Origin of the sequence: Thalassotalea euphylliae, from assembly GCF_003390395.1 — a bacterium.
Lineage (GTDB): Bacteria > Pseudomonadota > Gammaproteobacteria > Enterobacterales > Alteromonadaceae > Thalassotalea_F > Thalassotalea_F euphylliae_C.
The window spans coordinates 515,771-529,578 of record NZ_QUOV01000001.1 but is presented as its reverse complement, the minus strand read 5'-3'; the positions used below and the strand labels follow the sequence as shown (position 1 = coordinate 529,578).

General features: G+C 43.1%; 14 protein-coding genes. 9 read left to right on the top strand and 5 right to left on the bottom strand.

The window, feature by feature from the left end:
• The first annotated feature begins 137 nt into the window (after window positions 1-137).
• The 4 genes from DXX92_RS02365 to bfr (DXX92_RS02350) all read left to right on the top strand — a co-directional run bounded on the left by DXX92_RS02365 (window position 138) and on the right by bfr (DXX92_RS02350) (window position 1,837).
• On the top strand, window positions 138-329 hold the full coding sequence (locus tag DXX92_RS02365) for a hypothetical protein (RefSeq protein WP_115998960.1): 192 nt from the start codon (window positions 138-140) through the stop codon (window positions 327-329).
• 238 nt (window positions 330-567) lie between these two features.
• On the top strand, window positions 568-762 hold the full coding sequence (locus DXX92_RS02360; RefSeq protein ID WP_115998959.1) for a (2Fe-2S)-binding protein: 195 nt from the start codon (window positions 568-570) through the stop codon (window positions 760-762).
• 133 nt (window positions 763-895) lie between these two features.
• Entirely contained in the window at window positions 896-1,360 is a 465-nt protein-coding gene (bfr, locus tag DXX92_RS02355; RefSeq protein ID WP_115998958.1) for a bacterioferritin, read from the top strand.
• A gap of 9 nt (window positions 1,361-1,369) precedes the next feature.
• Window positions 1,370-1,837: a bacterioferritin gene (gene bfr / locus DXX92_RS02350; RefSeq protein WP_115998957.1), complete on the top strand. Its 468-nt coding sequence runs from the start codon at window positions 1,370-1,372 to the stop codon at window positions 1,835-1,837.
• A 122-nt stretch (window positions 1,838-1,959) separates the two neighbouring features.
• On the opposite strand, the gene ssb is transcribed toward bfr (DXX92_RS02350), so the two are convergent.
• Both ssb and DXX92_RS02340 read right to left on the bottom strand, forming a co-directional pair.
• A complete protein-coding gene (ssb, locus tag DXX92_RS02345; protein WP_115998956.1) occupies window positions 1,960-2,673 on the bottom strand; it encodes a single-stranded DNA-binding protein in 714 nt (237 codons plus the stop codon).
• Window positions 2,674-2,875: 202 nt separating this feature from the next.
• Window positions 2,876-3,286 carry an acyl-CoA thioesterase gene (locus tag DXX92_RS02340; RefSeq protein ID WP_116002267.1) on the bottom strand — a complete coding sequence of 137 codons (411 nt, stop codon included), beginning with the start codon at window positions 3,284-3,286 and terminating at the stop codon, window positions 2,876-2,878.
• Window positions 3,287-3,470: 184 nt separating this feature from the next.
• Between DXX92_RS02340 and DXX92_RS02335 the strand changes: the two genes are divergently transcribed.
• Together DXX92_RS02335 and DXX92_RS02330 are read left to right on the top strand one after the other, a co-directional pair.
• Window positions 3,471-4,079, top strand: a complete 609-nt coding sequence (locus DXX92_RS02335; RefSeq protein ID WP_115998955.1) for a (2Fe-2S)-binding protein — start codon at window positions 3,471-3,473, stop codon at window positions 4,077-4,079.
• The gene (locus DXX92_RS02330) at window positions 4,079-6,358 is read left to right on the top strand and encodes a xanthine dehydrogenase family protein molybdopterin-binding subunit (RefSeq protein WP_115998954.1); all 2,280 of its coding nucleotides are present in this window, start codon (window positions 4,079-4,081) and stop codon (window positions 6,356-6,358) included. Before DXX92_RS02335 ends, DXX92_RS02330 begins: the two co-directional genes overlap by 1 nt.
• Window positions 6,359-6,465: 107 nt before the next feature.
• Here the strand turns inward: DXX92_RS02330 and DXX92_RS02325 are convergent, their stop codons facing one another.
• On the bottom strand, window positions 6,466-7,677 hold the full coding sequence (locus DXX92_RS02325) for an iron-containing alcohol dehydrogenase (RefSeq protein WP_181901673.1): 1,212 nt from the start codon (window positions 7,675-7,677) through the stop codon (window positions 6,466-6,468).
• Window positions 7,678-8,193: 516 nt separating this feature from the next.
• Here DXX92_RS02325 and DXX92_RS02320 point away from each other — a divergent pair.
• The 3 genes from DXX92_RS02320 (at window position 8,194) to DXX92_RS02310 (ending at window position 10,537) form a co-directional block, all read left to right on the top strand.
• Complete coding sequence (locus tag DXX92_RS02320; protein ID WP_115998952.1) at window positions 8,194-8,937, top strand: SDR family oxidoreductase; 744 nt, start codon at window positions 8,194-8,196, stop codon at window positions 8,935-8,937.
• Window positions 8,938-8,951: 14 nt separating this feature from the next.
• Window positions 8,952-9,560 (top strand): 2-hydroxychromene-2-carboxylate isomerase, encoded by a 609-nt coding sequence (locus tag DXX92_RS02315; protein ID WP_116002266.1) that lies wholly within the window; start codon window positions 8,952-8,954, stop codon window positions 9,558-9,560.
• Window positions 9,561-9,691: 131 nt separating this feature from the next.
• The gene (locus DXX92_RS02310; protein WP_115998951.1) at window positions 9,692-10,537 is read left to right on the top strand and encodes an esterase/lipase family protein; all 846 of its coding nucleotides are present in this window, start codon (window positions 9,692-9,694) and stop codon (window positions 10,535-10,537) included.
• Window positions 10,538-11,040: 503 nt separating this feature from the next.
• On the opposite strand, the gene DXX92_RS02305 is transcribed toward DXX92_RS02310, so the two are convergent.
• Together DXX92_RS02305 and DXX92_RS02300 are read right to left on the bottom strand one after the other, a co-directional pair.
• Entirely contained in the window at window positions 11,041-12,333 is a 1,293-nt protein-coding gene (locus DXX92_RS02305) for an OmpP1/FadL family transporter (RefSeq protein WP_115998950.1), read from the bottom strand.
• A gap of 506 nt (window positions 12,334-12,839) precedes the next feature.
• The gene (locus tag DXX92_RS02300; protein ID WP_181901672.1) at window positions 12,840-13,745 is read right to left on the bottom strand and encodes a LysR family transcriptional regulator; all 906 of its coding nucleotides are present in this window, start codon (window positions 13,743-13,745) and stop codon (window positions 12,840-12,842) included.
• Window positions 13,746-13,808 lie beyond the last annotated feature (63 nt).

Genomic DNA, 13,808 nt, shown 5'->3' with positions numbered 1-13,808 from the left:
GATTTACTTCTATACTGGTAATTCGCCTGTTTGTTTTTTACACAAAACTGAACATAAATTGTGATCTGGGAACTATCAGTAGAACGTTTAATCTAAACATCTGCGGTATATCTCAACTTTTCTTTTTAGGAGGAACAATGGAGTTTAACGATATTCATATAGGCATGAAGTGCGGCAGTAAAAAAGGAAGCGGCACCGTAACATGGATAGACAGCTCTACACGTACCGTATACATAGCTGACAACGACAATAACAGCAGTTTTGAAGTTAATTTTGAGGAGTTAGTTGAAGACCCTCAAGTCCACAACAAACAGGATATTTACTATTAGTGTAATCAACCTTGATTGTCCGTTTTCACTAAAGAAGCCTAGTTAACGTAATGTTAGCTAGGCTTTTTTTTATCTCAGTTTTTCATACCAGTTAAGCTAACTGCTAAAAGCTTCAGAAAATAAAAATCCTTTTGTGCTAATAGCTTAGAAATTCCGCTCAAATTACTGCTTGATCACAAATCAAATAATAACTATTATCACTTGCGTTTTTATATTCCAGATCATTTAAGAGGTACCGATGTACGTTTGTATCTGCAAAGGCATTACAGATAAGCAAATCAAACAAATGGTTATCGAGCAAGGTGTAGGTTCAATTCGCGAACTTAAACAGCAGCTTGATATTGCCTCACAATGCGGTACCTGTGTGAAACTTACTCAACAAATTATCGACACTACCATCGTTGATGAAAGCCTGTTTAAAGATGTTGGCTAACTAAAACAAGCTGCTATCAATAACCTAATTGATAATCATTATTTTTAACAAGTCATTGACTTTGTTGTATTTTTTGCATTCCCCTATATCCCCACTATACTGATATTGCCCTTTACTCATTACGGACAATATCATGAAATCGCAAACCGACACTATCGCGATGTTAAACAAGGTATTAACAACCGAGCTAACGTCGATCAATCAATATTTCCTGCACGCTAGAATTTTCAAAAATTGGGGTTTCAGCCAACTTAACGAAAAATGCTACAAAAAATCGATTCTCGATATGAAGCAGGCTGACAAGCTCATTGAACGTATCCTCTTTCTAGAGGGCCTACCTAATTTACAACAACTTGGCCAACTAGCCATTGGCGAAGAGACCACGGAAATGCTCAAATGCGACTACACGTTTGAACTAGGCCAACGCACCGTATTGCAAGAGGCTATTGCCTTGTGTGAAACCGAGCAAGACTTTGTGAGCCGTGACATGTTGACCGAGATCCTCGAAGGTGAAGAAGAACATATCGATTGGATCGAAACGCAAGAGTATCAAATAGCAAACATGGGTATTGAGAAATACCTACAAGCACAGCTTTAGGAGACAACAATGAAAGGTGATAAAGCAATAATCGACAGCTTAAATGACCTGCTTGCCTATGAGCTTGCAGCAATGGATCAGTATTTTATCCACTCCAGAATGTATCATGACTGGGGCCTACATAAATTATTCGAACGCATAGACCATGAATTCGATGATGAGAAGGGCCACGCCTCACTGCTTATCGAACGCATTTTGTTTCTAGAAGGCACACCAGATATGGTCAAACGTGAAGGCCTGAAAATAGGTAAAGACGTACCAGAAATGCTCGCCAGTGACTTACGAGTTGAATACGCAGTTGATGCGAAACTTAAAGACGTAATGGCACTTTGTGAAAGCAAGCAAGACTACGTTAGCCGTGACATGTTGCAAACGCTTATTAACGATACCGAGTCAGACCACGCATTCTGGCTAGAACAGCAACTAGGTTTAATTGATAAGATTGGGCTAAGTAACTACTTACAATCGCAAATGTAAAACTGACAATGCTTGCTAAGCAAAAATTAAAAAACCCAGCCTAGTTGCTGGGTTTTGTTTTATTGGCGACTATACACTTAAATCACCATTTAGCTATCTAGTAGCGTGTAAAAATACACTCGTTAGAACGGAATATCGTCATCAAAGTCGATAGTTGGTTCTTGTGGGTTTACCTTAGGCGCTGCTGGCTGCTGAGGCGCTTGGTTAAAACCACCTTGTGCTTGGCTTGGCTGCTGAGCAGGTGCTTGATTGAAACCACCTTGCGCTTGGCTTGGCTGCTGAGGCGTTTGGTTAAAACCGCCTTGCTGCTGCGCTGGCGCTTGATTGAAACCACCTTGCGCTTGGTTTGGCTGCTGCGCTGGTGCTTGATTGAAGCCGCCCTGCTGTTGAGGCGCTTGGTTGAAGCCACCTTGTTGCGCTGCTGGTTTAAAACCACCCTGCTGCTGAGGTGCTTGGTTGTAACCGCCTTGCTGTTGGAAACCACCTTGACCTTGGCCACGAGAATCTAACATTTGCATGTCGTTAACGATAATTTCAGTCGTGTATTGATCTTGACCTTGCTGGTTTTGCCACTTACGCGTTTGCAGGCGACCTTCTAAGTATACCTTTGAACCCTTTTTCAGGTATTCGCCAGCAATTTCAGCAAGACGCTGATACATGACAATACGGTGCCACTCAGTTTTCTCTTTTTGCTCACCCGTTTGCTTGTCTTTCCAAGTTTCACTGGTTGCAACGGTAAAATTAGCCACAGCGCCGCCGTTTGGCATAAAACGAACTTCTGGGTCTTGGCCCAAATTACCTACAATAATTACTTTATTAATACCACGACTGGCCATGTATATTTCCTATTCAATATCTGACAGTAAGCAACACGTACTGACTATAAAACCATCGTTATTCGCTCACAGGCGCACGATAGAAAATTGATCATCTTAGCTGATCGATTCTACCACCGTGTGGCTCGATGCAACAGTAAAAGATCTTTATCTGATCTAAAAATCTCGTCCCTGAAAGATGTTTAGCAATACCAACCCAGAGCTAGCTAGCGTCAGATGAAGACTCGACTAAATGTTCGGTTAACAGCTGACGAATATTTTCTGGAATTACCGCTGATTTTTGCTGTTTGAAATCAAAGTGCACCATAACTGCAGTGCCACTGGCAACTCGCTGGCCGTTTTGCCAAAGCTCTTGGTAAACATCAAATGAAGAGCCACCAATTCGGCTAATTGCGGTGCGCACTTCCATGGTCTCGCCATAATACATTTGCGCTTCAAATGACACATCAATTTTGGCCAAAATAAGTGGCCAGTTTGCGGTATCTAAGGTTGGCGTAAAAATCCTAAAAACTGGGGTTCTAGCGCCTTCAAACCAAATGGGAACTTTTGTATTGTTAATGTGACCAAGCGCGTCGGTATCACTAAAATGTGGCGTAAAAGATTCCGTAAACATTGTCATCTCATGATTATTGCAAAACGCTTATATTAACCAAATTAAGACAATACGCTAGCCACGAGCGAAAACTTCAAGCCAACTTTGCTATCACTAAACAAAAAAAGGAATAACACGCACGAATTAAATATCTCTATAATCGAAGAAAATCGAACGAATTGCCTCGAACCGGCTAAAAAACAAGATGATCAAGTTTGAAATTAACGGTAAACCTACAGCACTAGATGTTGATCCTAACGCACCTTTACTTTGGGTAGTGCGTGAAGTCGTTGGCCTAACAGGAAGCAAATTTGGCTGCGGTATGGGCTTATGTGGTGCTTGTACTATGCATTTAAATGGTGAGCCTGTTCGCACATGTGTACTGCCTGTCAGTGCTGCTAATAATCAAAGGATAACGACAATTGAAGGTATTGCGGATGGCGAGACATTGCACCCTGTGCAACAAGCTTGGGTCGATGAAAATGTGCCACAGTGTGGTTATTGCCAGTCAGGACAAATCATGTCGGCGTTGGCATTATTAGAGAAGAATACCAATCCGAGTGACAAAGATATTCAAGCGGCGATGGCAGGCAATATCTGTCGTTGCGGTACTTACCCAAGAATTGAGAAAGCGATTAAGCGAGTGATCAACAACAAGCAATCTTTGCAGCAAAGTTCACTCAAAGAATCACCGATAAACACTAGCGCTTCGTCTAGCAATAATGCCAATGGCGTCGAAATATATGAACCCGCTAAGCGAGAAGTGCCTAACGAAGCTGGCACAGCAGTAAAAGCTACAGGGGAGGCAATGTAATGACTATTACTCGTCGTGGCTTTCTCAAGTTAAGTACTAAGCTTGCAGCGGCATCTGGTGCCAGTTTAATTGTTCCCGTTTCAGGTTGTGCGGCAAAACCCAATGCCTTTGCGCAAATAAGTAGCGCTAGTTATCAAGATGAAGGCTTTATTCAAATTCTTGCCACAGGTGAAGTGCACTTTGTATTACCACGAGATGAAATGGGGCAAGGTATTTACCACGGGCTAACCACACTCATCGCCGAAGAACTGGCGATTGCCCCTGAGCGCATTAATGTGCATTTTGCTCCAGTTGATAAAACCTACACCAATACCGGTTACAACATGCAAGGCACGTGGGGCAGCAGCAGTATTCGCGAACACTACCTACCGCTTCGCCAAGCTGCTGCGAATGCGCGAGAAACGATACTCAAGGCTGCTAGCACTCAGCTAAGCACTCTCCTCAATACTGACCCCAGTATTCACCGAAATGCGCTAACCCTTAACAATGGTTTTGTTGTATTCCAAGACAACAAATACCCAATGGGTGATTTTATTCAAGCGGCAGCTCAGCTAACTCCCGTTGACAATGCCCCGCTTAAAGCCGCTAGCGAATTTAAGCACATTGGCAAACACAGCAAACGAATCGACATTACAGCCAAAGTCACAGGGCAAGCAAGCTATGGTATCGATTTGGGCGAAAATGTGCCTAATTTACATCGTGCAACCGTTATCCACGGGCCAAGTATAGATTCAACACTTGTCGATTTTGATGCCAGCAAAGCGCTTGCGCTAGAGGGGGTAACCGATGTTGTCGCGGTGCCTACAGGTCTTGCCATTGTTGCTAAACACTATTGGCAAGTACAACAAGCGATTCCTCTGATCGAAATCAATTGGTCACAAGGGGATTTAGCGACATTCAATAGTAATGAGTTACCGCAACACCTAACGCAAAAACTATCACAAGAATCCGGTGTTGAAGCGTTTAAACAAGGTGGTGGTTCTGATGCTCTAAACGATGACGAATACCAAGCGCTAAATCATCATAGCGCGACTTATTTCGCACCTTATCTGGCCCATATGACCATGGAGCCAATGAACTGTATTGTTCATATCAATGATGAGCAATGTGATATTTGGGTCGGTACGCAAGCGCCAGAATTTGCCCGCAATGGTGTTGCTGATCTGCTCGACCTTGATCGCGACAAGGTTAGCTTGCACAACCAATTTATGGGCGGCGGTTTTGGTCGACGTGTTGGCGTAGATTATGTTTTAGAAGCGGCTCACATCGCCCGGCAAACCAATAAACCGATTCAACTTATTTGGTCGCGCACTGAAGACTTGCACAATGACTATTATCGACCTCCAGCACTTATTCAATATCAAGCGAAAGTTGATGATAATGGCTATTTAAAAGTACTCAGTGGCCGACGAGCTGGCCCTAATATTTTCCCCTATGTGCTGCCAGAAGCCTTGCCTGCTGTGCTGCCAGCCTTTGTGCCTTCCGGCGTTTCTGCATGGCTGGCAAAACGCGGCGGCGATGTGATCAACAACTGGAAGAATGAAACTTCCAGTGTTGAGGGCTTATTTGAAGACTACTTGCCTGAGCATTGTGAAATTCGCAATGTCACTTACGATCCAGGCATTCGCACGGGCTACTGGCGCGGCGTAGGCCATTCACTCAGTGGATTTTTTAAGGAAACTTTTATTGATGAGCTCGCTTACCAAGCCGCACATGACCCTATCGAATTTCGCTTGAAAAACTTAAAAGATGAAGGGCTAAAGCAAGTGCTTAGCATTGCTGCCAAACAAGCTAATTGGCCAACTAAACCAGCATCAACAAGCCCAGAGTCATCAAGCAGAGGCAAGCGCGCCCTAGGCGTTGCTGTGCATCGTTCATTAAAAACAGCAGTAGCACAAATTGCTGATGTTTCAGTTGAGGCAGATAAAATTATTGTACACTCGGTTACCTGCGTTATTGATTGCGGTGTCGCGATCAACCCCGACGTTATCAAAGCGCAAATGGAAGGCAGTATTATTTTCGGCATGTCGGCCGCATTGAACAGCCAAGTTAAGATTGCGCAAGGCCAAATAACGCAAACGAACTTTCATGACTATCCGATCATGCGTTATCCGCAAGCACCACAAATTAACGTTTATATTGTGCCGTCAACCAAGCCGCCAACAGGTGTAGGTGAACCAGGCGTGCCTCCTATCGCAGCAGCGATTGGCAATGCAATTTATGCCGCTACCGGCAAGCGCCTTCGTTCGCTACCACTAGCGCTTAACGAATCTGCATAAGTAGGGTTGATATAAAAAGCCCGCGAATCAAGCGACTTTGATTCACGGGCTTATCTTTTGTTTACGCAAATGCATTGGTGCAGCATGTTGCGCTATTGAACTATGCGCTAAGCAAAAACAACATTGCGCTCGCCATTCACAATAGCTTGCAGAATTGTTTTAACGTTTGATGCCTTCATTACTTTAGGAACCGCATAAGATTCTTTTGCCTCAGATAACGCATCGCGCGCAATTGCATCAAAGTCGCTATCTTTTAAGCCTTCCAATGTTGCCGGAATTTGCACTTCTTCTGATAGTTGATCAATACGCTTGATAAAATCTGCAGCAAGCACTTTTTCATCTAAAGACTTTGGCTGTGTAGCTAAAGCACGTTCTAATTCAGCAAATCGAGATTGGCAAACACTTTGGTTGTAACGCAGTACTTTCGGCAATATCACGGCATTAGCTAGGCCATGCGGGGTATTGTAATGCGCGCTAATTTGATGAGAGATAGCGTGCACATAGCCAAGACCGGTTTTACTAAATGCATAGCCTGCTAGAAATGAACCTAGTGCCACCATTTCTCTGGCATGCAAGTCGCTACCGTCTTGGTAAGCAATAGGTAAATACTTCACCAACAATCGAATCGCAGAAACCGCATCGCGCTCCGCATCGCTAAATTTTACGGTTGACGTATAAGCCTCAATCGCATGTGTTAAAGCATCCATACCCGTTGTAGACGTCATTTCTGGCGGTAAGCTCGCAATTAACTCAGGGTCTAACGCAGCCGACACAGGCACGTATTTAGGGTCAATAAAGAACTGTTTTTTATGGGTGCTGGTATCAGAGATAACTGCGATTGCAGTAACCTCAGAACCCGTACCTGATGTACTTGGCACCGCATAAAGTGGTAACGGAGGATTTTTGACTTTTAGCATGCCAATCAGCTTGCTCGACACCGCGCCATTGGTTAGCGCTGCGCTCACCACTTTAGCTGTATCAATCGCCGAACCACCGCCGACAACCAACACGCTGTCACATTTATTGGCTATCGCTAAGCTGAGGCAATCTTCAACAATTTTAAAGGTTGGGTTTGCTGCAACTTCGTCAAATACAGAGACTTCGCAGCCCGCCTGTGTGAAGCTTTCAACGGTGCTTTTTATCGCGCCATTGGCATTAAGAAAACCATCAACAATTATTAATGGCCTTTTGTGACCATTGACCACCATTAATTCCGTTAACTTAGTCGTTGCTCCCTGCCCTTGAAATAGCGTTGGCTTTTTCGTTGGGAAAAATGTCGAAAGACACTTAATCGCATATTTATTAATTGTTGAACGCACACCTATTCTCCATTGTATCAAGTCGGTATTTGAATTATTAACAACTCTGTTTCGATGCCTTAACATGCACAGTTTGATGTACTCGCTAACTCACCTAAATTTTCCATTACAAATCAGGTACTTTTATTAGTTAAATTGTCAAAGCTCAGTATCTTATTGCTTTGATTTTGCACTAATGGGTTCTCTACACGCTTTTCGTATGAACCAAATGTCAGCACTTTATGTGTTAGTTCTATATCGAGAGCTAAGCGCTTACACTAAAAATTTGAGTAATTACTCAGTTTTCTCTATCTAAACCTGTGAACAAAAAAAACGCAAGTGAAATTTATTAACCCCGATCAAAAAATGGAATAGCTATTTTTGAAACAAACAAGTAATACTTAAACCGTGCCAATGACTTGCTCACTTTTTAAGAGTTAAAATTAACGTTAAAAAATTTTTCTGAGCAGGGACTAGCACGACAAGGAACGATGAAAAAGTAACAACAAGAAAAAGCAACAACAGGAGTAAGGTGTAATGTCATCAACAGCAGAAAAAGTCGCGCTAATTGTCGGGGCCGGTGACTATATTGGTAGTGCGATTGCGAAACGATTCGCCCAAGAAGGTTACCTCGTCTGTTTAGGGCGTAGAAAAGTAGAAAAACTTCAGCCACTCGTCGATGAAATAAGTGAACTCGGAGGCAAAGCAAAAGCCTTTGCTTTAGATGCTCGCGACGAAGCCAATGTTGAGCATGTATTTGCTGAAATTGAAAATACCGTAGGCGAAATTGACGTAATGATCTTTAACGTTGGCGCCAATGTTCAGTTCCCTATTTTAGAAACCACTTCTCGTGTCTTCCACAAAGTTTGGGAAATGGCCTGCTTCGCTGGCTTTTTAAATGGCCGTGAAGCGGCGAAATATATGGTGCCAAGAAAACGCGGGTCAATCTTCTTTACAGGAGCGACTGCGAGCGTAAAAGGCAATGCCGGGTTTGGCGCATTTTCTAGTGCTAAGGCAGGTCTACGCTCGCTTGCACAAGCCATGGCACGTGAGTTGGGCCCACAAAATATTCACGTAGCTCACTTAGTTATTGATGCCGGTGTAGATACAGAATGGGTGCATCAGTTGATGAAAGACCGCGGTATTGACGAAAGTTCACTGCCAGAAGACGGTTTAATGAAGCCCGAATCGGTCGCACAAGCATACTGGCAGCTGCATCAGCAATCTCGCGATGCATGGACTTTCGAGCTTGATATCCGCCCGTATGCAGAAAAATGGTAAGCAAGGAGCAACTTATGACCACGAACGTCGAATTTCACTTTGATTTTGGTAGCCCTAATGCCTACTTAGCCCACCTTCTAGTGCAAGAATTAACACAGAAAAAAGCAGTTAATTTTGATTACGTACCTGTACTACTTGGCGGTATTTTTAAAACAACAGGCAATACGTCACCGTTTCTGGCGAACCAAAAAATAAAGAACAAGTTTGCCTATATGCAAGCCGAGTTACGTCGATTTTTAACCCGTTATCAGCTAGCCGATAAGTTTAAACTGAACCCGCATTTTCCAGTTAATACACTGATGATTATGCGTGGCGCAATTGCTGCGCAAAGCCTTGGCGAGCAGGTATTTGAGAAGTACGTTAATACCATGTTCGATGGTATGTGGCGACAAGGCTTAAAAATGGACGACGCACAAGTATTGATAGAGGTACTGTCTGCAGCAGACTTGCCAGCCGATGAGATTATGACGCTATGCCAAAGCGATGAAATTAAGCAAAAGCTGGCAGCAAATACGCAATATTCAGTAGACAAAGGCAGCTTTGGTGCGCCTAGTTTTTATATTGGAGACGAATTGTTCTTTGGTAAAGAAACCGTAGCAGAAATAGCTGAGCGCTTGTCGTAAATTAACTCACTAAACCGGTTAATTGCTCATTCAGTGCAGTTAGTGCGGCTGACTTTCAAGTTTACGAGTATAATCAATTTAAGTAACTACTTAATTCTATTGCTATTAACAACTAAGGAAGTCAGCCACTGATGAGCAGTGTGTTATTTTATCTACTCAGTATTTACCTGCTAGCCTGCATTATTATTCTGGCCTTGTGTTTTCGCTCAGCATACGCTCATCAGCGACTAGGCATCAGTTATCCGAAATTAACACTGCAAGGTTTTTGGCGAATTCATCTCGAAGCGATTATCAGCTCTGCCAAAATTGTATGGTGGGCAATATCCAAGCGCGACAAAAAAGATCCGATCAAAATCAGTAAAGATCATCGCCCTTATATTTTATGTGTGCATGGTTTTTATATGAATGGCAGCTGTTTTTATGGTTTGCGCCAAACGCTGTCAGCACAAGGCTTTGATTCGTGGGCGATTGATATGGGCAAACCCTACATTGCGCCGCAAGTTTATGTCGAACGTTATGCCCAAGCCATTCAAGAAATCATTCGAATTGACCCTAATCGCAAGATAGTTGTGATCGCCCATTCCATGGGAGGTTTGATCACCCGTTTAGTCCTGCAACGCCACCCTGAGCTTGCCCCTCACATCGGGCTAGTCATCACGCTAGGTAGCCCACATCTAGGCACGGCCAGTGTTACCCGTTTTGCGCTTAAATGGACGAGAAAAATGTTTTATAGCAAAGGTAATTTTATTAAGAGTTTACCGAGCTTTGAAGCGCTTATTCCCAATACAAAAGTGTTCACGATCGCCTCAAAACAAGACTTAATCGTTTACCCATATACCTACAGTCATTTGCCTGGCACAGAAGTCATTGATTTAGAGTGGATTAGTCACGGTGGATTGTTAACAAAGCAAGATTGCCAAGAGATGGTAATAGATTTACTGGATCAAGAAGCTGACACTATTGGTGGTAGATTCTAGCTGACAAGTACTAGGGCGTGTTGATCTTTCGAGATTGAATTTTGTTCAATCTAAACGCTTTCTGACCGCGGCGCTCGCTTTGTCGCATAGTCGTTCTATGTAAAAAGTGAGCAACAATGAGCAGGAAGCGTTTAGATGAACCCGCAGGGCAGCGCCTGTTTGAATTTTCTACTGTGTTAGCACTTATTTATGGAGAATAACTACACTGCACAAGTGCCGCCTTGTATAAAACCCAAACAGACTGCTGCAAAAACAACCCTGAAAGATCAACACGCCCTAATCAACAAGTCAGCGAAGCTGTCGGTTTTTGGGATAAATTAGTCTGACTTATCGTTGCGAGTAGTTCGCAAGCATAAACCGATAAAAACGCATAAAAAAAAGCTAGAAAACCGACATACTAATTTGTCTGCTTTCTAGCTTCTATCGCTTCAATAGCACTCGGTTTTAATCGACTAGTACTTTAGCCTATTTTCAAAGTGCTAGTTAAAACGACAATGTGCTAATTAAAACGAGTAGTTAACTTGCGCGCTTAGGATAGTCGCATTTGAGCTTTGTGTAGCATTCAATTCTGAACTGATCGGGCCAACGGCACGAGATTCTGAAAGGCTAACTTCACGACCGTAAACCTTCAATAAAGAGAAGTCGATTGTCGTTGACTCATCCATAGTGTAAGTCGCACCAGCACTGAACCATTGACGATCAGTATCTGGAATGTTTAGTGTGCGATGCTCAGTTGTTGCCGCACCTTCGTCGTACGCGTAACCTGCACGAACTGTCCATGCGTCAGATAATTCGTAAGTTGCACCTAAGCTTAGTTTCCAGTTATTTTCAAAGTGCTCTTCAGCAATTGGGAAAATAGTACCGTCAGCTAAATCAGCTTCTAGTACATCAAAGCTGCTCCAACCAAACCAGTTAGCACTTGCTTGAATTGATAGCGCGTCAGTAATTTGTTGGCTAATTGCAAGTTCAGCAATTGCAGGTAAATCTAGATCAACCGTACCCGACTGGTTTGCACTTGCAATCACTTGTGATGACAAGTCACCTGATACTTCTAACTTAGTTTCTGAGCGGTAGCTTAAACCAATGTTAGTTGAGCTTGTTGGCTTCCAAAGTACACCAACATTCCAGCTGTAGCCCCAGTCATCACCTTCCATTTGGGCAATTTGAGCACCAGCTGGTACTAAACCGCCAACGGCATCAGAAATAACGTTAGAAACAGCAGAACCTAATTCCGCTTCAACAAAGCTTGCTGTAACACCTAAGCCTAAGCTTAACTCGTCTGACACTTGATAAGCGATAGTTGGGTTGATGCCTAAGCTCGTGATTTCAGCTCTGTCACCGAAGTGTAGCGCGTTGAAATCTGAATCGAAGTCAGTTGATAAACCGAAGTTAGCAAATACACCTAGACCCGCAGACCATTTGTCATTTAGTGGCTGTACGTAGAAAAATGCAGGAACCACTGCACTTGGGCTAACATCATCATGAGATGCGTCGTGAGTCACTGTACCCGCGGCAGTACCTACAGTTACTGTGCCGTCAATATCAATACCTGGATCAATGTAGCTAGCAAAGGCACTTAATTGAGCCTTATCGAATTCCGTAATCGCGGCAGCGTTTGAGTATAACACTGTCGCATTTTCAGCAAGTGCTGCTTGACCAGCGAATGCACGGCCTAAGCCATTAGCACTGTGCTCGTGCAGGTAGAAACCTGCTGCTGTTGCAGAAGTAGATAATAAAACGGCTCCAACTTGTAAGCCCGCTGCAATAAGATTTAATTTAAAAGATTTGGTTTTCATTGATTTAATAATAACTCTTTCGTGTTTTCTAATGGTTGCATAAGCCTGAAGGCGGCAACCTCGTTGAAAAGCAAAGTACTCGTTAGAGTCGCAAAAAGTCCATTCACACGCTAGAAAACTAGCGGCTCACCTTGCTTAACGATTGATTTAGCGAAATGCTTGAAAAGAAGAGATATGTGTACTGCAAGCCAGAAAAATCCTAGCTTTCACTGAGAGAAAAAGTATGCGATACAACTAAAAAACTTCAACATACGACGCCAAAAAGCGGAGCATTCTACCCCAGCTTCATTAAGTAATGAAGCCATACCAGTTGGGTATCGGGTAAATTCTGATAAAGATGGCGAAGAATAGACCGATTCTTGCCATAAATTCCACGCGGGGATGCTATGCGAAATTCATGAATCTTAATAATAAATTTATTTTACAACAGCTATAAAATTTTTTGATAAGTAGGGAGTGAACTAGCCAAGCAAAACTCACTCGGCTAGGGAGTTTGCAATCAGCAACTAATCGTCATCACCACCTTCGGCCAACATATATTGCGAGAATAATTCGACCACTTCTTTAACGACGGGAATTAATAAATTTTCTGGTTTTAATAAACAACGACATTGCCAGAAGACTTCTGTTTGAAAGTCGAGCTTTACCAATTCTCCGCTAGCAAACTCCTTATGGAATAAGGTCTCTGGGCCAGCAGTGACGTAGTCAGAATTAGCCACTATGGTTTTAGCCATATTGTAATTATCGCAAATGATCATCGGATCTAACGGACGGCCACGCAGTAGATCCGTCACTTGGCTACCCAGGCTTTTCGGGATATTTGGCGTGATGGATTTGTATTTCATCAGTACTTCAAGACTGACATTCTTCTCTTTCGCGAGCTCATGATCTTTACGAACAGCGGCAACTAGCTTGTCGTAATTCATAAACGGCGTAATAAATTCGTTCGGTACGTCGTTTGCGGCAAATGGCCCAATCGCAATATCAATTTGGCTTTTCTTTAACGCGTCGAGTAAACCTTCAGACGACATGGTGACGACTGAGATCTTAAATTTATAATCTTGCTCGGCAAAATCTAATAGTGCTTTAGGTAAAATATCTTGTTCGATTATCGGGCCAACACCAACGCGCACGGTGCCGCCGACTAAATTGGCCATTAATTCCAGCTGGCGCTCGATAATATCAAGCTGACTTTTCAGCTCATCGCCCTTTCTCAACAATAGGCGAGCCGTTTCCGTTGGGATCATGCCGGCGCTGTCGCGGAAGAACAACTCCATATTAATTTTTTGCTCTAGGCGGCTAACTTTTTTGCTTAACGTGGGTTGTGAAACACTCAATAATTCAGCAGCTTTATTGATACTACCAACCTCACTGATCACCTTGATCATGTGGATATCTGAAATATCGATCACATCAAATGCCTGTTGTGTATAATTTTTTGTGCCCGCTAGCATAGTATGTGGTTAATAGAATGT

Coding starts and splice junctions, on each gene's coding strand:
- DXX92_RS02340 (WP_116002267.1), bottom strand. CDS start 3,286: ATGTTTACGGAATCTTTTACGCCACATTTTAGTGATACCGACGCGCTT.
- DXX92_RS02310 (WP_115998951.1), top strand. CDS start 9,692: ATGAGCAGTGTGTTATTTTATCTACTCAGTATTTACCTGCTAGCCTGC.
- ssb (WP_115998956.1), bottom strand. CDS start 2,673: ATGGCCAGTCGTGGTATTAATAAAGTAATTATTGTAGGTAATTTGGGC.
- DXX92_RS02320 (WP_115998952.1), top strand. CDS start 8,194: ATGTCATCAACAGCAGAAAAAGTCGCGCTAATTGTCGGGGCCGGTGAC.
- DXX92_RS02330 (WP_115998954.1), top strand. CDS start 4,079: ATGACTATTACTCGTCGTGGCTTTCTCAAGTTAAGTACTAAGCTTGCA.
- bfr (WP_115998957.1), top strand. CDS start 1,370: ATGAAAGGTGATAAAGCAATAATCGACAGCTTAAATGACCTGCTTGCC.
- DXX92_RS02335 (WP_115998955.1), top strand. CDS start 3,471: ATGATCAAGTTTGAAATTAACGGTAAACCTACAGCACTAGATGTTGAT.
- DXX92_RS02365 (WP_115998960.1), top strand. CDS start 138: ATGGAGTTTAACGATATTCATATAGGCATGAAGTGCGGCAGTAAAAAA.
- DXX92_RS02360 (WP_115998959.1), top strand. CDS start 568: ATGTACGTTTGTATCTGCAAAGGCATTACAGATAAGCAAATCAAACAA.
- DXX92_RS02305 (WP_115998950.1), bottom strand. CDS start 12,333: ATGAAAACCAAATCTTTTAAATTAAATCTTATTGCAGCGGGCTTACAA.
- bfr (WP_115998958.1), top strand. CDS start 896: ATGAAATCGCAAACCGACACTATCGCGATGTTAAACAAGGTATTAACA.
- DXX92_RS02315 (WP_116002266.1), top strand. CDS start 8,952: ATGACCACGAACGTCGAATTTCACTTTGATTTTGGTAGCCCTAATGCC.